Origin of the sequence: Streptomyces sp. MspMP-M5, assembly GCF_000373585.1 — a bacterium.
GTDB lineage: Bacteria > Actinomycetota > Actinomycetes > Streptomycetales > Streptomycetaceae > Streptomyces.
Window position 1 is genome coordinate 1 of sequence record NZ_KB891905.1, and the last position, 24996, is coordinate 24996.

Genomic DNA, 24996 nt, shown 5'->3' on the forward strand with positions numbered 1-24996 from the left:
CGCCCCGGCCCCCTGCCCGGCCTCTCGCCGGGCCCCGTGACGCAGTACGGAAGGTCTCGCACGGGTTGGTCGCGCAGGAATCGCGTGACCAGGTCCGCGTACTCGGCCTCGCGCTCCAGATGGGCCATGTGGTCGGCGTCGCGGATGAGGAGGAGGTCGCAGCCGGCGATGGTGGTGGCGACGGCCCGGTTCTCCTCCGGTGAACTGGCGCAGTCGTGTTCGCCGGTGAAGACGAGGGCGGGCACCCCGTCGATGCCGCCCGACGGGTAGAGGTCGGTGTCCAGGAGCCGTTCGTGGCAGGCCGCGTAGCGCAGCGCGGCGCTCTGCGAGGTGCGCATCAGCTGGCGTTCCAGGAGCCGGGCGACCGCCGGGCCCTGGACGACCCGGTGCCGGGTGGCGCGGTTGACCAGCATGTCGACGACGTTGCGGGCGTAGTCGCGGCGGGCCGCTTCGTCGGCCGGGCTGGATTCGGCGCTGCCCACCAGGGCCAGTCCCTGGCGGACCACCGCGGTCAGCCGGGGCCCGACCCGGGGTGTGGCGCCGGCGAGCAGCAGCCGGGAGACCCGGTCCGGGTGCGACTGGGCCAGGCGGTAGGCGATGGGGGCGCCGTAGGAGGCGCCGAGGACGTTGACGTGGTCCAGGGCGAGCTGGTCGAGCGCGTGCAGTACCGCCTCGGCCAGGACCTCGAAGCCGGCGCTGGCGGCCAGGTCGCCGGCGCTTCCGGTGCCGGGCAGGTCCAGCAGCACCACGGGGGTGTGCGCGGTGAGCCGGCGTTCCAGCCGTGGCCAGGAGCGCATGTCCTGGAGGGCGCCGCCGATCAGGATGAGCGGCTCGGTGCCGTACCGGTGCGGTGGCGTGAGGACCCGGCACGCGTAGGTCATGTCCCGGAAGGACAGCGGGACCAGGCGTTCGTCGGCTTCCATGGGTTCCACGGCGGGCTCCTCCTCGGCTATGGGGTGGAGGGGAGGGAGGCGGCGCGTGCGGCGATGAGGTCGGCGAGGGCGGCGACGGACGGGGCCGCGGACAGCTCGTCCTCGTCGATCACCACGCCCAGCTCGTCCTCAAGGGCCATGGACAGCACGGTGACGGCCATGGAGTCGATGCCGGCCCGGGCCAGGGACGCCTCCGGGACGATCGGTTCGCCGGGCAGTCCGGCGCGGGCGATGAGGAGTTCCTTCAACTGCGCGTACATGTGACGTCCTTAGGGAGGCGGGTCCTGGCGGTGACGCGGCCGTGGACGGGGCGTCGGGGTCAGATTTCGGCGCGGAGACCGGCGGGCCACACCAGTGTGGTGGCGGCCCAGGCGAGGCCGCTGCCGAAGGCGACCAGCAGGACGCGGTGCCCGTCGCGGAGGGCGCCTTGGACGGCGGCGTCCGTGAGGAGCAGCGGGATGGACGCGGCGGCGGTGTTTCCCACCGTCGCGATGTTCGACGGCACTCGCTCCGGCGGGATGCCCAGTGCCGAGGAGACGCCGGCGCTGATCCGGGCGTTGGCCTGATGGACGATCAGCCGGTCGATGTCCTCCAGGGCCCAGCCCGCGGCCTCCGCGGCCTGTGTGGCGGCGGCCGTCATCCGGCGCACGGCGTGCCGGAGCACTTCGTTGCCGCGCATTCTGACGTGCCGTTCGCCCGGTGGCGCGGCGTCCCGGCCGTCGCGGTTCCGTGAGCCGCCGACCGGGATGACGATGGCGTCGGAGCGGGCGCCGTCGCTGCCCCACACCACCTTGCCGAACGAGCCGGCCTGACCGGGGCGCCCGGCCTCCAGGACGGCGGCACCGGCGCCGTCCCCGAAGATCGGTGCCGTGGACCGGTCCTCGGGGTCGATGACGGCGGACATCGTCTCGGCACCGATCACCAGCACCCGCCCGGCCGTGCCGGAGCGGATCAGTCCGGCCGCGACCGTCGTGGCGTAGAGGAATCCCGAGCAGCCGGCGGCGATGTCGAACGCGGCGATGTTGCCCAGCCCGAGCCGGGCCGCGACGTCCGGGGCGGTGGCCGGGCACGGATGGTCGGGTGTGGTGGTGGCCAGGATGACCGCGTCCGCCCGGGTCACCCCGGCGGACCGCAGGGCGCGGGCGCCGGCCTCGGCGGCCAGATCCCCGGTGGCGGTCTTCGGGTCCGCGCGGTGCCGTACGGAGATGCCGATCCGCTCGCGGATCCAGGCGTCCGAGGTGTCCAGGTGGGCGCAGAGTTCGTCGTTGGTGATCTCGTGGGGCGGCAACCAGGATCCGAGCCCGGTCAGTACCGCGGTCGGGGCGGCTGGGGCCTGTGCGCTGTCCTCCGGTTGATACATGGAGTAAATGTAATCAATCGGGCGCGCGGGAGGGGTGGTGGAGGCACCGGCGCGTGGCGTGGGACGGCGCCCGGTACGACGGTGGTGTTCCTCCGTACCGGGCGGTGCCCTGCCGTCAGGCCGGCTGCCCGGCGGTGCTCCGGGCGTAGTTGTCCGGCGATCTCGTCGCTGGTCGTCGTTGCTCCAGTCCAGTACGTAGTCCAGGCCCAGTTCGGCGAGGAGTTCTGGGGTGTGGAAGGTCTCGGTGAGGGCCGGGCCCAGCCGGCCGCGGAGATCCGTCAGAAGCGCCCTAGGGGCGGTAGACGCAGGCGGCGAGCCCTGCGTGCCGTTGCCAGCCGAGTGACTCGTACAGGGCGCGGCCCGCGTCGGTGGCGCCCAGGATGCCGAGGGTCGCGCCCTCGGCCACCGCACGGTCGGCCAGCGTGCGCATCACGAAGCCGCCGAGGCCGCGCCGCTGGTGGGCCTCCTCCGTCTGCACCCGGTCGACGACGGTCGCCGGACCTATGACGGCCATCTGCCCCTTCGCCGCGAGCCCGCCGTGCGCGTCCTGGACCTCGACGTGGGTGACGCCGTCGGTGGTCTCCACGATGGCGCGGTAGCCCTCGGGCGGTACCGGGTGGGTCGCCCGCAGATCGGCGGCCATCAGGTGGCCCGCCTCTTCCTTGTCCGCCACCCAGCCCGCCGGGAGCCACGGCTCGACGGTCTCCGTCTCCACGGGCGCTTTGAGCCAGGTGTACGGGACGGTCACCGACGCGGCGGCCGCGTGGACGGCGGACTCGTCGGGGTCCGGCAGTACGTGCCGGCCCACCTGGTCCGGGAGGCCCACGTCGATGTAGAGCCCCCAAGGGTGCTCCACCGCGCGGGGGCGCCGGCGCGAGACCACCCAGCCGGCCGCCCACATCCTGACGAGATCCGGAAGCATAGAACCCTCCCCGAGTAAGCGCCACTCAATAGCAGTGAACATTACATTCTCGGGGTGGTGCGAGGCACCTCCATTTACCGTGACGGGGAACTCCTGATGCCTGACGGTGCGTCAGTTCAGTGTGTGTCCTTGCCGATCAGCAGGTGGCGTGGCCCGCGCAGGATCGGGCTGTGCCGGTACGGCGGGGAATCCTCGACGAGGCGAGGGGCGTCCAGGCGGTGCAGCAGCGTGGCCAGTGCCACCTGCGTCTCCGTACGGGCCAGGGGGGCGCCGAAGCAGTTGTGGACGCCGCTGCCGAAGCCGAAGTGCTGGTTGTCCCGGCGGGCCGGGTCGAAGCGGTCGGGGTCGTCGAACCGCAGCGGGTCCCGGTTCCCGGAGGCCAGGATCAGGAACAGCGGCGCGCCCTTGGGGACGGTCACCCCGCCCACCGCGACGTCGGTCAGCGGGGTGCGCTGCGGCAGCATCTGGACCGGAGGCTCGTACCGCAGCAGTTCCTCCACCGCCGAGGGCATCAGTTCCGGTTCCCGGCGCAGCCGCGCCAGTTCCTCCGGGTGGCGCAGCAGCGTGAGCATGCCGTTGGTGATGAGATTGACCGTGGTCTCGTGCCCCGCGATCATCAGCAGCGTCAGCGTCGTCATCAACTCCGGCCTGCTGAGCCGCCCTTCGGGCCCGTCGTCGTGGACGAGGGCGGAGATCATGTCGTCGGCCGGGTGCTCCCGCCGCCGGTCGGCGAGGTCGCCCAGGTACCCGCCCATCGCCATGCGCGCCTCCAGGCCCGCGCGCCGCTTCTCCTCAGGATCGTCGCCGGGGGAGTGGTCCAGGGAGGCGATGATGGTGTTCGTCCACGCGCGGATGGGTGGCATGTCCTCCCGGGGGACGCCCAACAGCCGGCAGATCACGGTGACCGGCAGCGGGTAGGCGAAGTCGTCCACCAGGTCGATCCGGTCCCGGTCCGCGAAGCCGTCGATCAGCTCCCGGGCGATCTCCTCGATGTCGTCGTGGAGCGCGTCGACCCGGCCGGGGGAGTGCGGCGGGCCGAAGGGGCGCATGGTGAGCCGGCGGAGCCGGTCGTGTTCGGGGTCGTCGACGCCGATGAAGGACGGCGGCAGGCCGTCCGTCCGGACCGACGCGTCCGGGGCGGTGCGGTGGCGCACGTCCGAGCTGATCCGCGGATCGTGCAGCAGCGCGGCGATCTCGTGGTACGTGCCGACCAGATAGCTGCCGTCGTTCTGCCGTGCCACGCCGTGTTCCCGGAGTTCGGCGTAGAGCGGATAGGGGTCGGGGCGGCTGGCGTAGTCGTTGATCCGCTCCAGCAGGGTCTCCGTGGACATGCGCGGGGCTCTCCTCGTCAAGGGCAGGGGCGGGGGCGGTCGGTGGTGTCCGGACCGGCGGTCAGGCCATCGGACGCACCACGGCCAGCCGCCGGTCCGGCAGATGCCCGGTGAGCGCGACCGTCGGGCCGTGCGAGAGCACCTTGGGGTCCGGGACGTCCGAGGGCACGACCTTCGGTGCCGCCGGCCGGTCGGCGGCACCCGGCTCCGGCGGGAACGGGGCGGCGGTCTCGATCAGATGCCGGTAGTGGTCCAGCCACTTGGCGCGGTTGACGCTGACCGCGGCGGTGACCCGGCCGCGGTAGCCGTAGACCACGACCAGCCGGCGCTCCTCGACCGAGCCCTGGGCGATGGTCACCTGGTCCGAGAAGGTCGGGACGCCGACGGACTTGATGTTCAGGCCGAACTGGCTGGACCAGAAGACCGGCACGGCCAGGTGCGGGCGCCGCAGCGGCCCGGGGTTGACCATGTTGTGCGCCGCCACCTCCGCCTGCTCCACGGCGTTCCCCCAGTGCTCCAGCGCCAACATCTGGTACTCGAAGAGCGGATGCGGAAAACGGGCCACGTCCCCGGCCACGAACACCTCGCCGGTGACGATCCCGTACATGTTGAACGCCTGGCAGCCGGCATCACAGGCCACGCCCCGCGGGCCCGCGGCGAGCCCCGAGCCCTCCAGCCACTCGGTGTTGCGGACCGCGCCCAGGGCGATCACCGCGACCTCGGCCTCGATCCGGCTGCCGTCGGAGAGTTCGGCGCCGGTCAGCCGCCCGTTGGCGCCGGTGAGCGAGGTGACCGTCACCCCACAGCGCAGATCCACGCCGTGCGCGCGCTGCAGCCGCGCCGCGAAGGATCCCAGCGTCCCGCCGAGCGCCCCGACCAGCGGCGCCGGCCCGCGCTCGGCGACCGTCACCGGCAGGCCGCGCTCCCGGCAGGCGGAGGCGATCTCCGACCCGCTGAAGCCCGCCCCGATGACCAGCACCCGGCTCGGTCCGGCGTCCAGGCGCTCGGCGAGCCGGCCCGCGTCCTCGATCGTGCGGACCGTCAGCACCCCGTCCAGGCGGGCCTCTTCGGGGTGCGGCCAGGGCCGGGCGCGGGTGCCCGTCGTGATCAGCAGCCGGTCGAACGGCAGCCGTTCGCCGTTCGCCAGCAGCACTTCCTTCGTGGACGGGTCGAGGCCGCTGGCGCGCACCCCCAGTTTCCAGCGCGCGTCCACCAGGTGGCGGCCGGGCAGCCCGACGTCCGTCGCGGGCACCCGGCCCAGCAGTACCTGCTTCGACAGCGGCGGGCGGTCGTACGGCGGATGCGGTTCGTCGCCGACGAGGGTGAGTTCCCCGGTGAAGCCCTCGTCCCGCAGGGTCTCGGCCGCGCGCAGCCCGGCGAGCGATGCGCCGACGATGACGATCCGGCCCTTCTTCAGGTCAGCGGACATCGGTACCGGCTCCCGCCCCGGCCTGCTCGCCGACGAGGATCGCCTGTACCGGGCAGGCCGCGGCCGCCCGCCGCACCCGCTCCGCCTGTTCTTCCGGGGGCGCCGGGGCGTACAGCAGTGCCTCCTCGCCGTGCAGCTCGAACACCCGGGGCGCGAGGAAGACGCACTGCGCGTAGCCCTGGCACCGGTTCAGGTCGACCACGATCTGCATTCCGCACCCTTCCTCCGCGCGAGCTGTCGACTCCGTCCTACTCGTCCTCGGTGGACGGCGCGGTCGGTGGTGGGCCGGAGGGGTGTGCACAGGGAGTGAGGGCGGGGAGTGCGGACGGCGGCTGTGACGAGCGGCACGAGGCGAGCATCACACCGGCGGCCCGGAACGGATCGTCGGATCCAAGCGTCGCTCCCCGTGCCCCGGCCGGAAATCGGCGGCGGGCCACCGCGGAGAATTTTCCGCCGGTAACGGGAAATACGCTCCGAACCCTTATGGCGCAGCATGGAATACCGGACATCGGGAAGGTTGTGGACGGCCGAAGTATCCGGGGAACGACCGTGCCGGACCGGGGGATCGGTTCCGGAAGTGGATGTTCCGGTTGTGTTCTCCGGGAGTTCCGGCTGGTCGGGAAGCGTGCGCCACCGCGTGGCCGATATCCGTATTGACCCGGATTGAGGCGGGGCACCCAACATCGACGGAAACGTGTTTCATGCAACGTCCCACCTGGCGCTGCGGAAATTTTTTGCGATCATTTCAACCGAACTTGCCTTCCCTGTCCCGAGTATGAGATGGGATAGGGGGAACGTTGCCCTACCAACTGTGAGGAACCACAGGATGCCCTTCGCTGTGCCTGGAACTCTGGCCGCACCAGGGAAGGGGCAAGGGCATTCCAGACTCTATGTCCTCGACGGCCTACGCCTCGTGGCCGCGCTCATGGTGCTGGCCTATCACTACATCACCCTCCGTGATGGTTGGGGCAAGGAACCGCACGCGATCTCGACCACCCTGCACCACGTCTCCCAATTCGGCTGGCTGGGCGTCGAGGTCTTCTTCCTCATCAGCGGGTTCGTCATCTGCATGAGTGCCTGGGGTCGCTCGCTCGGTGACTTCGTGAAATCCCGGGTCTCCCGCCTCTATCCCGCGTACTGGGTCGGAGTTCTGCTGACCACGGCCGTCCTCACGCTCTGGCCGCACGTCCGCAGCGCGGACAATCTGGAAACGGTGCTGACGAACCTCACCATGCTCCAGCAGGGCGTGGGGGTTTCCGACCTCGACGACGTCTACTGGTCGCTCTTCGTCGAGTTGAAGTTCTACCTGCTCTTCGCCCTCGTCGTGTACCGCGGCGTCACCTACCGCCGGTGCGTGCTCTTCTGTGCCCTGTGGACGGTGGCCGGAGTCGTCGCGCTCAAGGCCGACAGTGACTTCCTGTCGGTGTGGGCCATCGCCCCGTACTCGCCCTACTTCATCGCCGGCATCGCCTTTTACCTGATGCACCGCTTCAAGCCGACCCTGCTGCTCTGGGCCATTGTCGCGGTCGAATTCCTGCTGGCCCAGCACTACGTCCACTACCGCCTGCTGATGAACGTCGGCGCCAAGGCGAGCCTGGTGCACGGCTGGCCGGCCCGCGTCGGCGTCCTCCTGGCCTTCGGCGTCATGGCGGCGATCGCCCTCGGGGTATTCGACAAGGTGCGGTGGCGCTGGCTGGTGACCGCGGGCTCGTTGACGTACCCCCTGTACCTGCTGCACATGTACATCGGATTCACCCTCATCGACCTGCTGCGCAACAAACTCCCGGCACCCGTACTGCTGTCCGCCATCGTCGTCTTTATGCTGGTGCTTTCCTATGCGGTGCACCGGCTGGTGGAGCGGCCCCTGGGCAAATGGCTGCGGGACGGAATCCAAAAGGGCCTCCAGGAAATGCGTCGCAATTCCAAGAGCCAGGCGGCCTCGGAATCCGATACCGCCGCGCCGGCACCGCCTGCGGCTCCGGCCGCGTCCCCGGCTCCTGCCTCGGCCCCGACCGCGCCACCGGCCGTCACCGAGCAATACCGCGTGGCCGGTCAGCGGCCGTCCCAATGAGGCTCTGACGAGGTCCTGCCGCACCCCCTGATTGCCAGGTCGGTGCGGCACCGGGCACCCTTGCGTCATGTCTTACGTACGACTCGAAGCCTGGATCGGCGGGGAATGGCTGGAGGTGGGCGCGGTGAGCGTCACCGTGGAGGATTCCGCGCTGACCCTGTCCTTCGAGCAGCAGCGGACCGAGGCCGGATACCGGAGCATGATCTGGGAGCCGCTGGAGCACTTCCTGCGGGAGTACCGCGAGGAGCCGATCGTGGTCGTCCCCCTGGGCCGCACCCTGCCGGTGATGTACGCACCCGGCGCGGCCGGACCCTTCCGGCTGGCGGAAGTGACGGACTGACCGGGAGACGGCGGAACGGGCCGCGGCGCGCGATGCCGGGCCCGTTCCGCCGTCTCACCGCACCGACTCCGCCGGCGGCCGCTCGCGCACCGCGCCGTACGCCAGGAAGTACGCCGGGACCCGGTTCAGCCACCGCGAGGTGGTGAGCCGTTCGGCTACCCACTGCGCCCGCCGTGGATCGCCGAACGGCGGCCGGCCCGCCAGCACCGGCTCGATCACCCGGGAGTGTGCGAACCGCTGCAGCGCCTGCGTCAACGCCGCCGTCGGCCACCGCCGGCGCTGCACCGCCCGGACGTCCCGCAGGCCCACCGTGCCCGCCAGCAGCGGCCCGACCAGATGCCGGGCGGCCGCCACCGCGTCCTCCACCGCGAGATTGATGCCGATCCCGAAGACCGGCGACATCGCGTGCGCCGCGTCGCCGATGCACAGCAGTCCCGGCCGGTGCCAGCGCCGCAACCGGTCGAGCCGCACGTCCAGCAGCTTCACCTCGTCCCAGGAGCGCAGCGAGCGCACCCGGTCGCCGAGCCAGGGCGCGGCCGAGGCGTAGTTCACCATGAACGCCTCCAGGCCGGCGGCGCGCAGCTCGGCGTCCGTCCCCTTGGGGATCAGCGCCGCGCACTGCCAGTAGTCCCCGCGGTCGATCATCGCGCCGAGCAGCCGGTCGCCGACCCCGCCCACCAGCCCGTGCGGATCGCCGTCCTGCCGCGGCAGGCGGAACCACCAGGCGTCCATGGGGCAGCTGAACGTCCGCAGCCCCAGCTCCGGCAGGGCCCGGGCGAGCGATCCCCGGCCGTCGCAGGCCACCGTCAGCGTCGCCCGCAGCACCCCGGTCTTGCCGTCGGCGGTGCGGTACCGGACGCCCGTCACCCGGCCGCGCTCCTTCAGGAACGACGTCACCTCGGTACTCATGCGCACCGCGAACGACGGCTCGCGCCGGGCCTCGTCCGCCAGCAGATCGAGCAGGTCCCACTGCGGCACCATCGCGACGTAGTTGAACGGGCCGCTCAGCGCGGCGATGTTCCCCACCGTCATCAGGGAGCCCTCCGGACCCAGCGGCAGCTGAACGGTCGTCACTCGCCGCTGCGGCAACCGGGCGAAGCGCTCGCCGAGCCCCAACTCGTCCAGCAGCGCCAGTGTGGAGGGGTGCACGGTGTCCCCGCGGAAGTCCCGCAGGAAGTCCCCGTGCTTCTCCAGGACCGTCACCGCCACACCGGCCCGCGCCAGCAGCAGCCCCAGCACCATCCCGGCCGGGCCGCCGCCCACCACACAGCATGTCGTCCGCTCCACCACAACCGCTCCCTTCCGCCACGGCCCGGACCGGTTCCGGCACGGCCACCGGCACAGATACCCGGTATCACGGCGGACATCAGCCCCACGGCCCCCCGTTCGCCACACCCGGTACTGCCGCATCGGGCAGGGGCGGCGTGCCGGAGCCGGCCCGCGGCCGTACGGCAGCGGGCGCGCCTGTCTGGAACGCATCGAGCGAAACCCCCCTCTTATGGGGCGAGGCCCGATCGGGCCCACAAAAGGGGAGGACGGAAAGATGACCGACCAAGCGAAGAAAATACGCAACGGGCGCGCCGCGCGGGGGATCCTGGGACGCCGGGGCGGCCGCCTTGCCACCGTGACCGCCGTGGGCGCGGCCGCGGCCGTACTCGCCGTCACCCCGGCGTTCGCCAAGGGCAGCGCCGACCTGAGCGTGTCGCCCGGCACCGTCAAGGTCGGCCAGACCGTGCACATCAAGGGCCAGGGGGACAGTGACGCCCTCCAGTACGGCATGTTCTGCGCCCAGCAGCGGGTTGGCACGAAGGGTGCCTGGCACACCGTCAAGTGCGGCCCCATCGTGGACGCCGGCTCGGGCGAGGCCAAGGTCGACATGAAGGTCAAGGCCACCCACCGCGGTGTCCTGCAGTTCCGCGGTGCGCTCTACGGCGTCGACGGCCCGCGCGGCGGCCACCCGTACTTGGACCGCACCACCGACACCAGGACCGTCCACGTGAAGTGACCCGGCCGGGACCGCCGAGAACCTCCGCGAGCACGCCGCGGTCGTCTCCCCGTGCCCCTTACCTTCCTCAACTCGCCCCGTCATGACAGTGTTTGACGAGGTTGACGGCCGTCGCAGTCGCCTCACCGAACGGGGCGGGCGGCGGCCGGCACACGGGGGAGGGCGACAGGCATGGCCGGTACGGGCATCAGGGCGCTCGGGGGTGAGGATCCGCGGCGGTTCGGCACCTATGAGCTGCTGGGGCGGCTCGCCCCGGGCGGTATGGGGCGCGTCTATGTGGCGCGGTCCACGAAGGACGGTGCGCTGGTCGCGGTGAAGACACTGCCGGCCGAGGGCGCCCTCAGCGACACCGACCGGCGCCGGTTCGCCCGCGAGGTGAAGCTGGCCCGGCGGATCGACAGTGCCCACACCGCCCGTGTGCTCGACGCCGACGCGCACGCCGAAAGTCCCTGGATGGCCATCGAGTACATACCGGCGCCCTCGCTGGCCGAACTCGTCCGCGGCGCCGGGAAGTTGCCGACCCGGGCGGTGCACTGGGTTGCGGCGGGCGTGGCGCAGGCCCTCGTGGTGTTGCACGACGCGCAGATCGTCCACCGGGACATCAAGCCCCAGAACGTCCTGCTGCCGCGGTCCGGGCCCCGCCTCATCGACTTCGGCATCTCGCACGCCAACGACATGACCCGGACCCAACTGACGCTCGGCACCATCGCGTTCACCTCGCCGGAACAGGCCCGCGCTGAGCCCTCCACCAGGGCGTCCGACGTGTACTCGCTGGGCGCCACGCTCTTCCACACCGCCGTCGGCCGTCCGCCCTACCCCGAGACGTCCGACACCATCCGGCTCCTCACCCTCGTCCAGCGCGGCGAACTCGACCTCGGGGGGCTGCCGAACGGGCTCGCCGGTCTGATCCGGCCGTGTCTGGCCGCCGATCCGCGCGACCGGCCCGAACCCGCCGAGGTGTTGCGGTGTGCGCTGGCCGAACTCGACCGGGCCCCCGCGCCGCAACCCGGCGCCGGTCGGCTGCCACCGCGGTGGACGGCCCTGATCGGGGAGTACGAGGCGCAGGGGCGGGCACTGGCGGCGGGCGGGGGAGGCGTGGAGGCGGTCACGGTCGACCTGCGGACCCGCCAGGTGCCGCCGCCCGGGCCCACCCGTGTCTACACCGAGAAGCGCGGTGGGACGGGCCGTCCGTCGCGCCCCAAGTCCCCGACGCCGCCGGACCGGAAGCCCACCCGGCCGCCCGCCACGAAGCCACCGTCCACCGTCGGTTCCGCGGCGTCCGGATCTTCGTCGTCGTCCGGTTCCGCGGGGAGCGTGTTCTGGACCGTGATGGGGCTCATCGTGCTGGTGGTGATGTTCTGGAAGCCCTGGGAGCACATGGGGTCCGCCGGGTCGACGGGCGGCCTGTCGAGCGGTGGCAGCAGCAGTGGCCGTAGCAGCAGTACTTATGGGGGCGGGGGAGTGGGGGCGCTGTCCGGTGGGGGTGGTGGGGGCGGTAGTGGTGGTGCCGGCCACAGCTTCAGTCCCCCGCCGGCTCCGACTCCGACTCCGTCCTTGCCCTCCCCGTCGCCCACGCCGGTCGCGTCCCGTACCCCCAGCGCGGAGGACCTGGCCTTCTCGTCCGTACGGGCCGGGGACTGCCTGGACGGCTATGCGAACGGGTATGGCGGATGGAGCCGGGCGGCACCGGAGCGGGTGAACTGTCAGGCGGCCCATGCCTATGTGCAGGTCCGGTCCGTGCTCGGGTCCGGGAGCTGCCCGTCCGGCCCGGGGCTGGGCGGCTGGTGGCACGCGGCCGCGGACTTCTCGTCGGTCGACCTGTGTGTGGAGCGGCAGTTCCGTGTCGGCCAGTGCTTCCTCGCCCGGTCCAGCGGCGGACGTCCGGGCGGCGCCAATCTGCTCACCCTGTGGAACTGCGGGGCCGGCCGGGTGCCGCGGGAGTTCAGCTTCCTCATGCAGATCACGGCGGTGCTGCCGGCCTCGGCGGGGACGCGCGCCTGCCCGCCCGACCCCGGCCACTACACCTATTCGTGGCAGGTGTACGAGGGGCGGAGCATCCTTTGCACGAAGGTGGCGTGAGGGCGCTGCCCCGCCCCGGTTTCGGGGCGGGGCAGCGACCGACCGATGGTGCCTGTCAGACGTCTACGGCAGGATGCCGTCGCCAGACATCAGGACCCGGTCCGGGCGGATCGGCAGGTGGCGGTGGCGGACGCCGGTGGCGTGCCAGACCGCGTTGGCGACGGCTGCGGCGGCGCCGACGATGCCGACCTCGCCGATGCCCTTGATGCCGACCGGGTCGTCCTCCTCCGGGTCGTCCACCCAGTCGGCCTCGACGAGCGGTACGTCGGCGTTGGCGGCGACGTGGTAGCCGGCGAGGTCGGCGCCGACATGGGTACCCGTGCCGTGGTCCCGGACCGCCTCCTCGTGCAGGGCCATGGAGAGCCCCCAGATCATGCCGCCGACGAACTGGCTGCGTGCGGTGAGCGGGTTGACGATCCGGCCGGCCGCGAAGACGCCCAGCATCCGCCGGACCCGCACCTCGCCGGTGGTGACGTCCACCGCGACCTCGGCGAACTGCGCGCCGAAGGCGTGCCGTTCACGGGGCGGCAGCGCGCCGATGGCGTCCGCGGTGTTCGAGCGCGCGGTGATCCCCTCCGGCGGGATGTCGCCGCCCAGGGCCAGCTGTTCGCGCAGTTCGCGGGCGGCGAGGGTGATCGCCCAGGACCACGAGCGGGTGCCCGCCGAGCCGCCGGCGATCATGGCCGGGCCGAAGTCGCTGTCGCCGATCCGGATGGCCACACGGTCCGGCGTCACCGCCAGCGCGTCCGCGGCGACCAGGGACAGCGCGGTCCGCGCCCCGGTCCCGATGTCGGCCGCGGTGATCCGCACGGTGAAGGTGCCGTCCGCCTCCGCCGTCACCGCCGCGGTGCTCGGGCCGGCCAGCGTGGGGAAGGAGGCGGCCGCGGTGCCCGTCCCCAGCAGCCAGCGGCCGTCGCGCCGCACCCCGGGACGCGGGTCCCGTCCGTCCCAGCCGAAGCGGCGGGCGCCCTCCTCGAAGCAGGCGAGGAGCCGGCGGCTGCTGTAGGGGAGGCCGGAAAGGGGGCCCACGGTCGGTTCGTTGCGGGCGCGCAGGGCGATCGGGTCGACACCGCACTTCTCGGCGAGTTCGTCCATCGCGCACTCCAGCGCGAACGAGCCCGGGGCCTCGCCCGGGGCCCGCATCCACGTCGGCGTCGGCACGTCGAGGCGGACCACCCGGCTGATGGTGTGGTGTGCGTCCGCGTCGTACATCGCCCGCGCCACATCGGCGCTGCGCTCGACGAACTCGTGCACCGTCGAGGTCTGGTTGAGCCCCTGGTGGTCCAGGGCCCGCAGCCGCCCGTCGGGGTCGGCGCCGAGCCGGACCCGCTGTGCGGTGGGGCTGCGGTAGCCGATCAGCGAGAACATCTGACGGCGTGTCAGGACGACCCGTACGGGGCGGTGCAGGACCGTCGCCGCCATCGCCGCCGCCACCTGGTGCGGGCGGGTGCCCTTGGAGCCGAAACCGCCGCCGACGTGCTCGGAGCGCACCCGGACCGCGGACGGTTCGAGCGAGAACAGCAGCGCGAGTTCCTGGGCGACGAAGACGCTGCCCTGGTTGGAGTCGACGACCTCCAGCCGGCCGCTGTCCCAGTACGCGGTCGCGGCGTGCGGCTCCATCGGGTGGTGGTGCTCTTCCGGAGTGGTGTACTCCGCGTCCACCACGACGGCGGACGCGGCGAGTTCGGCCGCCAGGTCCCCCTTTCCCTGCTCCGCCTCGGCCCGCCCGCCCGCGGGGACGTACGCCTCCGGGTGCCCGGCGGTGAACGCCACGTCGTGCGGCTCCTCGTCGTAGGCGACCACCAGCGACTCGGCGGCCTCCCTGGCCTCTTCGGAGGTCTCGGCGACGACCAGGGCCACCGGCCAGCCGGCATACGGCACCCGGTCGTGCTGGAAGAGCTGGAGCGTCGGGTCGGCCGGCCCCATCGGGCCGGTGTAGCCCGAGGCCAGCGACTGGGCGTTCCCGTGGTGCAGGACGGCGAGCACCCCCGGCATCGCCAGGACCGGTGCGGTGTCGATCGAGCGGATCCGGCCGCGGGCGACGGTGGACACCACCAGCCAGCCGTGGGCGAGGCCGACGAAGGGGATCTCGGCGGCGTAGCGGGCCGCGCCGGTGACCTTGTCCCGGCCCTCCCGGCGGGTGTGCGCGGTGCCGACGGCTCCGGTCACCGGGGCGAACCCGGTCGTGGTGGTGGTCATCGGGCGGCCTCCTCGGTCTGCCGGCTCTCCTCGGCCAGCTCGGTGAGCACGGCGACGACGAGATTCCGGATCAGCGTCACCTTGTATCCGTTGCCGGGCAGCGGCTCGGCGGCGGCCAGCTCGGCGTCCGCGGCGGCGGCGAACGCCTCGGCGGTGGCCGGCCCGCCGCGCAGCGCCCGTTCGGCCGCCCGTGCGCGCCACGGCCGGGACGCGACCGCGCCGAAGGCCAGCCGGACGTCGTGGACCGTGCCGTCCCGGACGTCGAGCGCGGCGGCGACCGACCCGATGGCGAAGGCGTACGACGCCCGCTCGCGCACCTTGCGGTAGCGCGACAGGGCGGCGACCGGCGCGGGCGGCAGGGTGAGGCCGGTGATCAGCGCGCCGGGCGGCAGCGCGGTCTCGCGGTCGGGTGTGTCGCCCACCGGGAGGTAGAACTCCGCGAGCGGCACCTCGCCCGGCCCGTCGGCCGTGGCGTACTGCACCACGGCGTCGAAGGCGGCCAGGGCCACGCCCATGTCCGAGGGGTGGACGGCCACGCAGTGCGCGGAGGCGCCCAGGATCGCGTGGTTGCGGTGCTCGCCCGCGACGGCCGCGCAACCGCTCCCGGGGACGCGCTTGTTGCACGGCCTGGCGAGGTCGGTGAAGTAGGCGCAGCGTGTGCGCTGGAGCAGATTGCCGCCCACCGTGGCCATGTTGCGCAGCTGCCCGGAGGCGCCGGCCAGTACCGCGTGCGTCAACGCCGGGTAGCGGCGCCGCACTTCGGGGTGGGCGGCCAGGTCGCTGTTGGTGACCGTGGCGCCGATCCGCAGCCCGCCGTCGGCGGTGGTCTCGATGCGGTCGAGCGGCAGCTCGCGCACGTCGACGAGCAGCGCGGGCCGTTCCACGCCGCTCTTCATCAGGTCGACGAGGTTGGTGCCGCCGCCGAGGTAGCGGGCCTCGGGCTGGGCGCCCAGCAGCGCCAGGGCGCCCGGGACGTCGGACGCCCGCCGGTAGTCGAACTCCCTCATGCCACGCCCTCCACGTCCGTCACGTCCGCCACATCCGCCCGGCCCGTCGGGTGCGTCGTCTCCTCCGCCGCCCGCGCGACCGCCTGGACGATCGACACATAGGCGCCGCAGCGGCAGAGGTTGCCGCTCATCCGCTCCCGGATCTCGTCGGCGGTCAGCTGCGGCACGCCCGCCTCCGGCCGGACGTCGGTGGTGGCGGCACTGGGCCAGCCCGCGGCGTGCTCCTCGATGACCGCGAGGGCCGAACATATCTGTCCGGGGGTGCAGTAGCCGCACTGGAAGCCGTCGAGGTCGAGGAACGCCTGCTGCACCGGGTGCAGCCGCTCGCCGTCGGCCACGCCCTCGATGGTGGTGACCTCCCGCCCCTCGGCGGCCACCGCGAGCTGGAGGCAGGAGACCACCCGCCGCCCGTCGAGCAGTACCGTGCAGGCACCGCACTGCCCCTGGTCGCAGCCCTTCTTGGTGCCGGTCAGGCCGAGCCGCTCGCGCAGCGCGTCGAGCAGGGTGGTGCGGTTGTCGACGGGCAGCGTGTGCTTCTCGCCGTTGATGGTCAAGGTGATGGCACCGGCCGTCGATGGGGCCATGTTCTGCCTTCTTTCACGTCTCACACGTCGAGGGGCGGCAGGCCCGTTGGGGGCCGCCGGTCCGCCGCGGTGGGGCGGCGGAGTCGGGTCGTTCCCGGTGGCCGGGAACGACCGGAAGGAACCGGAACGAGCCGGAACGTCCGCGTGGGGGCGGGGTGGTGCGGTGGTGCGGTGCGTTGCGCGTCGGAGGGAGCGGTGCGGTCAATACGGATGGTTCGGGGGCGCGGCGGGACGCCGGTCGCGATGGCCGCCGGGCTCCTCACCGGCCGATCCGCCGCTCGTCTGCCGCCGGAGCTTTGTCCGACCCTGACCCCGCCCCTCGGACAGGCGCTAGGCTGGCGCTCAAGTGGACAGCTGTCCGCTACGGTTGAAAACCTAATGGACAGCTGTCCGGTTAGCAAGGCCGATTGCGCGCCAGGCTTGGTGAATCCACCAAGGCCAACTCATCGGCGCATTCCGGGAGGAGGACGCGTGCACCGTCCCGAGGACGCGCCGCTGCGCTCCGACGCCCAGCGGAACCGCGACCGCATCCTGGAGGCGGCCCTGGCCGAGCTGACCCGCTCCGCCGACGCCCCGCTGAGCGCGATCGCCAAGAAGGCCGGCGTCGGACAGGGCACCTTCTACCGCAACTTCCCCCACCGCGAGGCCCTCGTCCTGGAGGTCTACCGCCACGAGGTCCAACAGGTCTGCGACGCCGCGACGGACCTCCTGGCCACCCGCCCGCCCGACGACGCCCTGCGCGCCTGGATGGACCGCCTCGCGCGCTACGCCATGACCAAGGCCGGCCTGGCCGCCGCACTGCGCAAGGCCACCACGACCCACGGCACCCTCGCCGCCGTCGGCCGCGGCCCGCTCATCGCCGCCGTCACCCTCCTCCTGACCGCCAACGAGGAGGCCGGCACCATCCGCCCCGGTGTCACCCCCGAGGACTTCCTCCTCGCCATCGCCGGCCTCTGGCAGCTCGATCCGCACGCAGACGGGCACGCCCGCGCCGGCCGCCTCCTCGACCTGGTGATGGACGGGCTCCGCGCCGGAGCGCCGGAGCAGGGCTGACTCGGGCCCGGGGCTCGGCGCTTCTCCCGAAACCCTCGCGCGGCGCCGCGCTACCGGGACAGCCGCACCCCCGTGACGAGATCCGGGCGGATCCGCAGCGCATGGGTCATCCGGTGGTCGGTCCACGGGTGCAGCAGCGCCTGATAGTGCGCCAGATCGTCGGGATCCGTCACCAGGTGGCAGTAGCCGGTGACCACCACGCTCCAGCCGCAGTGCGTGGCGGGATCGATGGTGTCGGCCTCGTAGGCGACGACCACGCCGGTGTCGTCCGCGTGCTCGGTCAGGGTGGCCAGCGCCGCGCCCTCGTGGGTGCGGATGATCACCTCGCCGTGGTGCAGGAGGTGGTTCACCGGGCGGATCGCCGGCAGGGCGTCCTGGGTGAAGACGATCCGGCCCAGCGAGACGCTGCCCAGCAGCCGCAGGGCCTCGGTGCGGTCCAGTTGGGTGCTGCGGCGGGACGCCTCGCGATCGGCCCAGTCCACCAGCGCGCTGTCGGTGACGGTCCCGGCGGTGTGCCGGGCCGGGATGTCGTTCACGGCGTGCTCCCAGTCCTGTTGACGCTGTCGCGCTGTCGACGCACTGCTCTGCCGCCCAGTAGACGGCCCCCCGGCGGGCGTCCACCAGGGGCCGTTCGGCCCGCCCGGGGCGACGCGGCACTCGCCATGGCCGGCGCTCCGTCACGGGCGGGCACACGTCACCACGCCGCCCCCGTACCGGCCCCGTCCGCCGAGTACGCCGCGGTGCAGGCGGCCGACCCGGGCATGAGGTCCGGCACCGGGTCGTGGCGGATGCGGCCGGCCGGCATCCCGGCCGCGGTCAGCCGCGCGACCACGGCACCGACCATGGCCGCCGGCCCGCTGACGAAGGCCAGGTGGCCGGGCCACGCGCCGCCCCGGGCCACCGCCTCGGCCAGCGGACCGTACGCGCCCGGCGAGCCGCCTTCGTCCGCGGCGGCCTCGTCGTCCAGGACGCGCACCACCCGCAGCCGGCCCTGCCGCGTCGCGAACTGGGACAGCGCCTCCGCGTCGTACAGTTCGGCCCGGCTGCGGGCGCCGACGAAGAGACGGACCCGGCCGGCCGGGCGCAGCGAACCGCCGCCGGCCCCGCGGCGCCGGGCCACCCACTCCTCCAGCAGCGCCTTGGCCGGCGCCCAGCCGGTGCCGCCCGCCACCAACAGCAGGTCGCGGGGGTGGTCCTCCTCCCGGAGCGTCATCGTGCCGTGCGCGGGCCCCAGGCGCAGGGTGTCGCCCACGTCGGTGCCGTCGACCAGCGCCTCGCTCACCCCGCCGGGGCCGGTCCGCCGGACGTGGAACTCCACCTCGCCGTCCGGCCGCGGCGCGGACGCCAGGGAGTAGTGCCGCCACGCCTGCGGCATCAGCGGGGACTCCACCGCCGCGTACTGACCCGCCCGGTACGGGTACGGCTCGTGCACCCGGACCCGCAGCACGGCCAGGTCCGGGCGCCGCCGCTCATGTGCCGTCACCGTGCCCTGCCAGCACGGCGGTTCGGCGAGCGCGGCATCGGCGCCCTCGATCATCGACGCGACCGCGAAGCGCAGCATCCGCACCCACGCCTCCTCCACCGCCTCGGCCCAGCGCGGTCCGGCGCTGCGCCGCAGCGCCGCACAGAGCGAGATCTCGAACGCCTCGTAGTGCACCGGCCGCACCCCGAGCTTGCGGTGGTCGTGGCCGAGCTGCCGGAAGTAGGCGGCCACCTCGCCCGGGCGGTGCAGATTCTCGATCAGGTACCAGAAGGCGCGGGCCAGATGCGCGCGCTGGAACTCCATGGACGCCGGGAAGAGCGACCGCAGATACGGCCACCGGGCGAACATCTCGTCGTAGAGGTGCGCGATCAGGTCGCCGAACGGCGTGACCAGGTCCAGGTACTGGGTAATCAACCGCTGGTCCGCGGCGCCGTCGTAGGCGGCCGCAGGTAAGTCGGGTGCGGGCGCGGTCCGTTGGCCGAGGATCTGCCGGCGCAGGCGCATGGCGTCGTGCCGGGCGAGCAGGGCGTGGTACTCGCCGCCGACGGTGCCCGGGGCGGACCGTGCGGACGGCACGGACGGGGCGGGGCGCGCGGGCTGGCGGGACTGCGGCATGGAACGACCTCCTGACGGGGGCGTCAGTATCGCAACGCCGTTCCGTGCCCGAAGGACCCCGATTCCCCAGGGCCGTTCGACCCTTGCGCGGGCCGACGGGCCGGACGAACCTCGTGGTCGGGCCCGTTGTGCCCGGCCGAACCGCGAAGAACCACAGAGCGAGAGCGCATGAACCAGCACCCCGTCCCGCCCGCCCCCGCCTCGTCCGCCGCCGGAGGGGACGCGCCGCTGCGGGTCTTCATCCTCGACGACCACGAGGTGGTGCGCCGTGGCGTCCGGGACCTTCTGGAGGCGGAGGACGACATCGAGGTGGTGGGGGAGGCGGGGGACGCCCGCCAGGCCCTCGCCCGGGTGCCGGCGGTCCGGCCGCAGGTGGCCGTCCTCGACGTGCGGCTGGGCGGTACGGACGGGCCCGACGGCGACCACGAGGGGATCGAGGTCTGTCGGGAGTTGCGGGCCCGGGTCCCGGAGTTGGCCTGTCTGATGCTGACGTCCTTCGACGACGACGAGGCGCTCTTCGACGCCATCATGGCCGGGGCGGCCGGCTATGTGCTCAAGCAGATCGACGGTCCGGCACTGGTGCACGCGGTCCGCACGGTCGCGGCGGGGGAGTCGATGCTGGACCCGCGTACCGCGTCGCGGGTCATGGAGCGGCTGCGCGGCCCGGACCGCGACCAGGAGGCGGAGGCACCGCCGTCGGTGCTCGACCAGCTCTCCCCACGCGAGCGGGAGGTACTGGAGCTGATCGGTGAAGGATTGACGAATCGTCAGATCGCCGACCGGCTGTACCTCGCCGAGAAGACGATCAAGAACCGGGTCTCCGCGATCCTCGCCAAGCTGGGAGTCGGCCGCCGGGTGCAGGCCGCGATGGTCGCCGAACGGCTGAAGGAGCCGCGGGCGTGAGCATGTTGGGGGCTGCGGCGGCTGGCTGACGGGGTGTCACCGTATCCTCCGCCGCCAGGTCAATCCGGCAGCGGCACGCACCACACGAGGCGAGTGCCGCCGTCCTCCGGTGTCCCGACGGTCAGTCGGCCGCCGTGCATCGCGGCCCGCGCCCGCATGTTGGCCAGGCCGCCGGTGTGCGGGGCCGACCCGGCGCCCACCCCGTCGTCCGTCACCGTCAGCGCCAGCTCGTCCGCGGTCACCGCCACGGCCACGTCCAGGTGGCGGGCGCGGGCGTGCCGGGCGGCGTTGCTGAGCGCCTCGGCGGTCACCGCCAGCAGGTGCTCGGCCAGTTCGTCGGGGACCGCGGCGTCCACCGGGCCCTCGATCCGCAACGCCGGGGGGAAGCCGAGCGGTCCGGCCGCCCGCTGCACGGTCTCGGTGAGGTCCCGGCGCAGCCCCCGGCCCTCCCTGCCGTCGCCGGTCGACCGCAGCCCGAAGATCGTGGAACGGATGATCTTGATGGTGGTGTCCAGGTCGTTCACCGCGCGACCGACCCGCTCGGCGGCCTCCGGCCGCTCGATCAGCCGGGTCGCGCTCTGCAGCGTGATACCGGTGGCGAACAACCGCTGAATGGCGAGGTCGTGGAGATCGCGGGCGATCCGGTCCCGGTCGTGAAGGACCGTCAGCTCCTCCGACTCGGCCCGCCGGCGGGCGAGTTCCAGGGCGATCACGGCCTGGTCGGCGAAGCCCGATATCAGCGTGACCTCGGCGTCGTCGAACGCGGGCCGGCCGGCCAGGCGGCTCAGCCGCAAGGCGCCATGCCCGGTGTCCACCTGGAGCGGGACGGCGACGGCCGGCCCGTATGCCACGCCATGGCCCGCGGCCTCCCCGTCCAGTGCGCCCCCGCTCCCGCCGCCGGCGTCCGGGCCGAGCGGATACGCCCGCGGGTCGGCCCGCAGATCGGCGGTGACCACCGGCCGGCCGCTGCGCACCGCCATACCGGGCAGCGAGGCGTCGGCCGGCACCCGCAGCCCGACGATCCGGCTTGCGCCCGTCCCGCACGCCACCGACACCGCCAGCTGGTCCGCGGACGCGGCCGACGGCAGCAGGATCGCCGCGCAGTCCGCGCCGGCGACCTCCCGCGCCCGCTCGGCGATCAGCCGCAGCACGTCGTCGGCGCCCGTACCGGACAGCAGGCTGCGGGTGATCTCGCCCAGCGCCTCCAGCCACCGCTCCCGGCGGCGGCTCTCGTGGTACATCCGGGCGTTGTCGATGGCCACTCCGGCGGCGATGGACAGGGTGGTCACCACCGCCTCGTCGTCCGCGTCGAACGAGCCGCCGCCCCGCTTCTCGGTGAGGTAGAGGTTGCCGAACACCTCGTCGCGGACCCGGACCGGCACGCCGAGGAAGGTCCGCATCGGCGGATGGTTGGCCGGAAAGCCGTAGCTGTGCGGATGCCTGGTCAGATCGGTGAGCCGCAGTGGTGCGGGATTGCGGATCAGCTCCCCGAGGATGCCGTGGCCGCACGGCGTCCGGCCGATCAGCTCGATCAGCTCGTCCGACATGCCCACGGGCAGGAACTGCGACAGCTGCCCGTCGCCGACCACGCCCAGCGCCCCGTACTCCGCGTCGGTGAGGGTGACCGCGGCTTCCACGATGCCCCGCAGCACCTGCGGGAGTTCCAGCCCCCGGCCCAGGCCCATCACCGCGTCGAGCAGGCTGCGCATCCGGTCCGGCTCACGGAGCTGCGGCCCCAGCGGGCCGCCCGCGGCCGGTGCGTACTGCTGCGATTCGGACATGACCGTGCTGCTCCCAAAGATCCCGTACGTCTGTCCGGCAGCGTACGTGATCATCACGGCCGGTCCGGCGGGCACCGGTGCCGATCGGCCACCGCGGAGATCGGTCCCGGAGGCGGCCGGGCGGCCCGCACGAAGAGACCCGGAGAGAGCCGAATGCCTGCCGGCAGAGGGCCGTTCGGCCCTGCGGTCCGCGCCCGCCACCGGCCGACGATGGTCGCGCCGGGAAGGGCCGGGTCTCCCCGTGCCGATGGCCCTTCCCGGTCCCGGCCGCTGTTCCTACGCCCGTGTCACCGGCTGCCGGACGGTGTGCGGTCGCCCGTCCACTCCGGGTAGACCGTCGCCTGCGGATGGTCGCGCACCCACTCCCGGATGCCGGGGCCGATCTCGCCGTGGAGCTCGGCGAAGGCCATCTCCGCACATGCCCCGACCCGGGCCAGGAGTTGCGCCGCGCGCTCCTGGTGCGCCATGGCCGCGGCCGTGTCGGCGTACTCCTCCAGCACCAGATACCGGCCGGCACCCGCCGAGAACCACCGGTAGAGGAGCGTGCCGGGTTCCGCCTCCGCCAGCTCGCGCAGGGCGCACGCCAACTCCTCGAATTCCTCCCGCTGTTCGTCCCGGACGTCGAACCGCGCACGTACGAAGAAGCTCATGCGGGCATTCAAGCAGCGGCGTACGCGGCGACGCGTCGCCCGATCGGGTCACCTCAGCCGCAGGTCAATCCAGGGCACGGTCTCACCCGGCAGCACATAGCGTTCCAGTTCGACGAAGCCGTGCCGTTCGGCGGACCGCAGGCCGTCGGGGTTCGACGACAGGACGACGGTCTCGACGACCTGTGCCCCCAACTCCCGGGCGCGGTCCAGTCCGCGGGCGTAGAGCTCCGACCCGAAGCCGCGTCCGCGGTGGGCGGCGAGCACGCGGGCGATGACCGTCGCCGTGCGGGCCTCGTCCTCCGGCGGGCGCACGGTACTGCAGCCCACCAGCTCGGCGCGGGCTGTCCTCTCGTCGCTCGGGTGGGTGTGGTCGGTCTGCCGGGCGCGGCCTACTGCTGCGCCAGCCAGAGGTCGGGGCCGAACACCTCGTAGTGGACCGCCTGCGGTGCGACCCCGCGCCGGAGCAGGTTGCCCCGCAGGGTACGCATGAACGGCAGGGGACCGCAGAGGTAGGCGGTGACGCCCTCGGGCAGCGGCAGTTCGCCGACATCGGCACGGCCTTCGGACACCGCCACCGGAGCGGGGTCGGAGCCGGTCGCGGCCGCCTGCTGGTCCGCCTCCTCGTACCACAGGTGCAGCGAGCCATGGCGCAGCGTGCCGACCAGTCGGCGCAGTTCGTCGCGGTGCGCGTGGTCGGCCGGGGCGCGGTCGGCGTGCACGACGACGACCTGCCGGGGCGAGTTGGTGGCGGCCAGGTGGTGCAGCATGGCGAGCATGGGGGTGCCGCCGATGCCGGCGGAGGCCAGCAGCAGCGGGGCGTCGCCGGCCGGCAGGGTCAGATCGCCGAACGGCGCGGAGACCGCCAGCACTTCGCCGGCGTGGGCCCGCTCGTGCAGCCAGGAGGACACCTCGCCGGCCGGCCCGGCCGCCGCGCGGACGCGCTTGACGGTGATCCGCCACTCCGGGGCGCCGGGGGCGGACGACAGGCTGTACTGGCGGATCTGCCGTGCGCCGTCGGGGAGTTCGGCCTGCACGCTGACGTACTGGCCGGGGCGGAAGGCGCGGGCCGGGGTGCCGTCGGCCGGGCGCAGCGTGAGCGCGAGGGTGTCCGGGGTCTCCTGCTGCCGTGCGACGACTCTCATGGGCTGCCAGGTCCCGCCCTCGGGGGCGCCGTGCTGCTCGTAGAGACGGGCCTCGACGGCTGTCAGCGCGTTGGCCATCAGCCAGTAGACCTCGTCCCAGGCGGCCGCGACCTCCGGCGTGACGGCTTCCCCGAGGACCTCGGCGACCGCGGCGAGCAGATGCTCGTTGACGAGCTTGTACTGGTCCGAGGTGACACCGAGCGAGGCGTGCTTGTGCGCGATCCGGGCGAGCATCGCGTCGGGCCGGGCGTCGGGGTGCTCCAGCAGCATGCCCGCGAAGGCGGCGATGGAGCCCGCGAGGGCCTGCCGCTGCTCGCCGTTGGCCTGGTTGCCGCGGTTGAACAGGTCGCGCAGCAGCTCCGGACGGGCCTCGAACAGCTTCTGGTAGAAGAGCGCGGTGATCTCCTCGATGGCCGCGCCGACGACCGGCAGGGTTTCCTTGATGACGGGTGCGGACTGCTCGCTGAGCACGAGCCACCTCCTATAAGTAGTAGATCATCTACCAATTTGTGAGTGAGGTGGGCCGCCCTGGGAACGGGGTGGGCCCGGGGTGCGCCCCGGGGCGGGGCGCGGTGAGGTGGCGGTCGGTCAGTCGGGGCGCCGGCCGGTGAGGCTGATCAGCACCGGGCCGGTGGGCGACGCCACGACCTCGGAGACCGTCAGCGGGTCGAGCGTGGCGTAGAACGCCTCCTGCGCCTCGGCCAGCGCCCGGCGGAGCCGGCAGGCCGCGCGCAGCGGGCACGGCGGGTCGCCCTCGCAGGCGACGACCTCGTCCTCGCCCTCCAGTTCGCGCACCAGCCAGCCCACCGAGGCCCGGTGTCCCAGGCCGGTGAGGGCCAGTCCGCCGCCGCGGCCCCGGCGGGCCTCGACCACGCCGAGATGCTGGAGCCGGCTGATCGCCTTCGCCATGTGGGTGTACGGCACGTCCATCGCCTCGGCCACCTCGCGGGTGGTCAGAGGGGCGCCCGGCTCCGCGACGGCCAGGCGCATCACGGCGCGGAGTGCCAGATCAGTGAACTTTGTCAGCCGCACGCCATGACGGTAGCAAATGCGCATGTAAGGTTCGCATTCAGGGGCGGGTTCCGGTGGAGTGGCGCGGTGCCGGTGGTG

Annotated in this window: 23 protein-coding genes and 1 pseudogene; 6 read left to right on the top strand and 18 right to left on the bottom strand. The window is 73.1% G+C overall.

All coding sequences use genetic code 11. The features are described from left to right. From B073_RS0124040 to B073_RS0124070, 7 genes are all read right to left on the bottom strand, one after another. A partial coding sequence (locus B073_RS0124040) for an alpha/beta fold hydrolase (RefSeq protein ID WP_234025154.1) occupies positions 1-923 on the bottom strand: 923 nt, incomplete at its 3' end. 26 nt (positions 924-949) lie between these two features. Further along, positions 950-1192, bottom strand: coding sequence for an acyl carrier protein (locus tag B073_RS40910; RefSeq protein WP_018540635.1), 243 nt, complete (start codon positions 1190-1192; stop codon positions 950-952). 59 nt (positions 1193-1251) lie between these two features. After that, positions 1252-2292 (bottom strand): beta-ketoacyl-ACP synthase III, encoded by a 1041-nt coding sequence (locus tag B073_RS0124050; RefSeq protein WP_018540636.1) that lies wholly within the window; start codon positions 2290-2292, stop codon positions 1252-1254. A gap of 289 nt (positions 2293-2581) precedes the next feature. Beyond that, positions 2582-3214, bottom strand: coding sequence for a GNAT family N-acetyltransferase (locus B073_RS0124055; protein ID WP_018540637.1), 633 nt, complete (start codon positions 3212-3214; stop codon positions 2582-2584). Between the two features lie 116 nt (positions 3215-3330). Next, positions 3331-4545 carry a cytochrome P450 gene (locus B073_RS0124060; RefSeq protein ID WP_018540638.1) on the bottom strand — a complete coding sequence of 405 codons (1215 nt, stop codon included), beginning with the start codon at positions 4543-4545 and terminating at the stop codon, positions 3331-3333. A 61-nt stretch (positions 4546-4606) separates the two neighbouring features. Continuing rightward, positions 4607-5974, bottom strand: a complete 1368-nt coding sequence (locus B073_RS0124065; protein ID WP_018540639.1) for an NAD(P)/FAD-dependent oxidoreductase — start codon at positions 5972-5974, stop codon at positions 4607-4609. Beyond that, positions 5964-6185 (bottom strand): ferredoxin, encoded by a 222-nt coding sequence (locus B073_RS0124070; RefSeq protein ID WP_018540640.1) that lies wholly within the window; start codon positions 6183-6185, stop codon positions 5964-5966. The genes B073_RS0124065 and B073_RS0124070 overlap by 11 nt, the downstream gene beginning before the upstream one ends. A 702-nt stretch (positions 6186-6887) precedes the next feature. Between B073_RS0124070 and B073_RS40915 the strand changes: the two genes are divergently transcribed. Both B073_RS40915 and B073_RS0124080 read left to right on the top strand, forming a co-directional pair. Beyond that, a complete protein-coding gene (locus B073_RS40915) occupies positions 6888-8045 on the top strand; it encodes an acyltransferase family protein (protein ID WP_018540641.1) in 1158 nt (385 codons plus the stop codon). Positions 8046-8112: 67 nt separating this feature from the next. Further along, complete coding sequence (locus B073_RS0124080) at positions 8113-8385, top strand: hypothetical protein (RefSeq protein ID WP_018540642.1); 273 nt, start codon at positions 8113-8115, stop codon at positions 8383-8385. A 54-nt stretch (positions 8386-8439) separates the two neighbouring features. Here the strand turns inward: B073_RS0124080 and B073_RS0124085 are convergent, their stop codons facing one another. Next, positions 8440-9672, bottom strand: coding sequence for an FAD-dependent oxidoreductase (locus tag B073_RS0124085; protein ID WP_026247676.1), 1233 nt, complete (start codon positions 9670-9672; stop codon positions 8440-8442). A gap of 256 nt (positions 9673-9928) precedes the next feature. On the opposite strand from B073_RS0124085, the gene B073_RS0124090 reads away from it, so the two are divergent. Beyond that, positions 9929-10390: a hypothetical protein gene (locus B073_RS0124090; protein WP_018540644.1), complete on the top strand. Its 462-nt coding sequence runs from the start codon at positions 9929-9931 to the stop codon at positions 10388-10390. A 171-nt stretch (positions 10391-10561) separates the two neighbouring features. Beyond that, the gene (locus B073_RS48090) at positions 10562-12469 is read left to right on the top strand and encodes a serine/threonine-protein kinase (RefSeq protein ID WP_051094168.1); all 1908 of its coding nucleotides are present in this window, start codon (positions 10562-10564) and stop codon (positions 12467-12469) included. Positions 12470-12532: 63 nt separating this feature from the next. Here B073_RS48090 and B073_RS0124100 read toward each other — a convergent pair whose 3' ends face one another. Genes B073_RS0124100 through B073_RS0124110 form a run of 3 tightly spaced genes read right to left on the bottom strand, consistent with a single transcriptional unit; the run spans position 12533 to position 16259 of the window. After that, positions 12533-14668, bottom strand: coding sequence for a xanthine dehydrogenase family protein molybdopterin-binding subunit (locus tag B073_RS0124100; RefSeq protein ID WP_018540645.1), 2136 nt, complete (start codon positions 14666-14668; stop codon positions 12533-12535). Then, positions 14665-15675, bottom strand: a complete 1011-nt coding sequence (locus tag B073_RS0124105) for an FAD binding domain-containing protein (protein ID WP_018540646.1) — start codon at positions 15673-15675, stop codon at positions 14665-14667. Before B073_RS0124105 ends, B073_RS0124100 begins: the two co-directional genes overlap by 4 nt. Further along, positions 15672-16259 carry a (2Fe-2S)-binding protein gene (locus B073_RS0124110; RefSeq protein ID WP_018540647.1) on the bottom strand — a complete coding sequence of 196 codons (588 nt, stop codon included), beginning with the start codon at positions 16257-16259 and terminating at the stop codon, positions 15672-15674. Before B073_RS0124110 ends, B073_RS0124105 begins: the two co-directional genes overlap by 4 nt. Positions 16260-16730: 471 nt before the next feature. On the opposite strand from B073_RS0124110, the gene B073_RS0124115 reads away from it, so the two are divergent. Continuing rightward, the gene (locus B073_RS0124115; RefSeq protein ID WP_018540648.1) at positions 16731-17312 is read left to right on the top strand and encodes a TetR/AcrR family transcriptional regulator; all 582 of its coding nucleotides are present in this window, start codon (positions 16731-16733) and stop codon (positions 17310-17312) included. 50 nt (positions 17313-17362) lie between these two features. On the opposite strand, the gene B073_RS0124120 is transcribed toward B073_RS0124115, so the two are convergent. After that, a complete protein-coding gene (locus B073_RS0124120; protein ID WP_018540649.1) occupies positions 17363-17848 on the bottom strand; it encodes a pyridoxamine 5'-phosphate oxidase family protein in 486 nt (161 codons plus the stop codon). Positions 17849-18006: 158 nt separating this feature from the next. Next, positions 18007-19410 carry a globin domain-containing protein gene (locus B073_RS42940; protein ID WP_018540650.1) on the bottom strand — a complete coding sequence of 468 codons (1404 nt, stop codon included), beginning with the start codon at positions 19408-19410 and terminating at the stop codon, positions 18007-18009. A gap of 168 nt (positions 19411-19578) precedes the next feature. Here B073_RS42940 and B073_RS0124130 point away from each other — a divergent pair, with 168 nt between their 5' ends. Beyond that, positions 19579-20313: a response regulator gene (locus tag B073_RS0124130; RefSeq protein ID WP_018540651.1), complete on the top strand. Its 735-nt coding sequence runs from the start codon at positions 19579-19581 to the stop codon at positions 20311-20313. A gap of 59 nt (positions 20314-20372) precedes the next feature. Here the strand turns inward: B073_RS0124130 and B073_RS0124135 are convergent, their stop codons facing one another. From B073_RS0124135 to B073_RS0124155, 5 genes and pseudogenes are all read right to left on the bottom strand, one after another. After that, a complete protein-coding gene (locus B073_RS0124135) occupies positions 20373-22022 on the bottom strand; it encodes a GAF domain-containing protein (protein ID WP_026247677.1) in 1650 nt (549 codons plus the stop codon). Positions 22023-22381: 359 nt separating this feature from the next. Beyond that, positions 22382-22744, bottom strand: a complete 363-nt coding sequence (locus B073_RS0124140) for a putative quinol monooxygenase (protein WP_018540653.1) — start codon at positions 22742-22744, stop codon at positions 22382-22384. A gap of 48 nt (positions 22745-22792) precedes the next feature. Then, positions 22793-23074, bottom strand: a pseudogene (locus B073_RS0124145) (GNAT family N-acetyltransferase); the annotation flags it as partial. A gap of 59 nt (positions 23075-23133) precedes the next feature. After that, complete coding sequence (locus B073_RS0124150) at positions 23134-24357, bottom strand: globin domain-containing protein (RefSeq protein WP_018540655.1); 1224 nt, start codon at positions 24355-24357, stop codon at positions 23134-23136. A gap of 117 nt (positions 24358-24474) precedes the next feature. Continuing rightward, positions 24475-24918, bottom strand: a complete 444-nt coding sequence (locus B073_RS0124155; RefSeq protein WP_026247678.1) for an RrF2 family transcriptional regulator — start codon at positions 24916-24918, stop codon at positions 24475-24477. Positions 24919-24996 lie beyond the last annotated feature (78 nt).

Excerpts from the sequence above, each read along its gene's own strand:
- B073_RS40910 (WP_018540635.1), bottom strand. The coding sequence starts at position 1,192 with ATGTACGCGCAGTTGAAGGAACTCCTCATCGCCCGCGCCGGACTGCCC.
- B073_RS0124050 (WP_018540636.1), bottom strand. The coding sequence starts at position 2,292 with ATGTATCAACCGGAGGACAGCGCACAGGCCCCAGCCGCCCCGACCGCG.
- B073_RS0124055 (WP_018540637.1), bottom strand. The coding sequence starts at position 3,214 with ATGCTTCCGGATCTCGTCAGGATGTGGGCGGCCGGCTGGGTGGTCTCG.
- B073_RS0124060 (WP_018540638.1), bottom strand. The coding sequence starts at position 4,545 with ATGTCCACGGAGACCCTGCTGGAGCGGATCAACGACTACGCCAGCCGC.
- B073_RS0124065 (WP_018540639.1), bottom strand. The coding sequence starts at position 5,974 with ATGTCCGCTGACCTGAAGAAGGGCCGGATCGTCATCGTCGGCGCATCG.
- B073_RS0124070 (WP_018540640.1), bottom strand. The coding sequence starts at position 6,185 with ATGCAGATCGTGGTCGACCTGAACCGGTGCCAGGGCTACGCGCAGTGC.
- B073_RS0124080 (WP_018540642.1), top strand. The coding sequence starts at position 8,113 with ATGTCTTACGTACGACTCGAAGCCTGGATCGGCGGGGAATGGCTGGAG.
- B073_RS0124090 (WP_018540644.1), top strand. The coding sequence starts at position 9,929 with ATGACCGACCAAGCGAAGAAAATACGCAACGGGCGCGCCGCGCGGGGG.
- B073_RS48090 (WP_051094168.1), top strand. The coding sequence starts at position 10,562 with ATGGCCGGTACGGGCATCAGGGCGCTCGGGGGTGAGGATCCGCGGCGG.
- B073_RS0124100 (WP_018540645.1), bottom strand. The coding sequence starts at position 14,668 with ATGACCACCACCACGACCGGGTTCGCCCCGGTGACCGGAGCCGTCGGC.
- B073_RS0124105 (WP_018540646.1), bottom strand. The coding sequence starts at position 15,675 with ATGAGGGAGTTCGACTACCGGCGGGCGTCCGACGTCCCGGGCGCCCTG.
- B073_RS0124110 (WP_018540647.1), bottom strand. The coding sequence starts at position 16,259 with ATGGCCCCATCGACGGCCGGTGCCATCACCTTGACCATCAACGGCGAG.
- B073_RS42940 (WP_018540650.1), bottom strand. The coding sequence starts at position 19,410 with ATGCCGCAGTCCCGCCAGCCCGCGCGCCCCGCCCCGTCCGTGCCGTCC.
- B073_RS0124130 (WP_018540651.1), top strand. The coding sequence starts at position 19,579 with ATGAACCAGCACCCCGTCCCGCCCGCCCCCGCCTCGTCCGCCGCCGGA.
- B073_RS0124135 (WP_026247677.1), bottom strand. The coding sequence starts at position 22,022 with ATGCGCAGCCTGCTCGACGCGGTGATGGGCCTGGGCCGGGGGCTGGAA.
- B073_RS0124140 (WP_018540653.1), bottom strand. The coding sequence starts at position 22,744 with ATGAGCTTCTTCGTACGTGCGCGGTTCGACGTCCGGGACGAACAGCGG.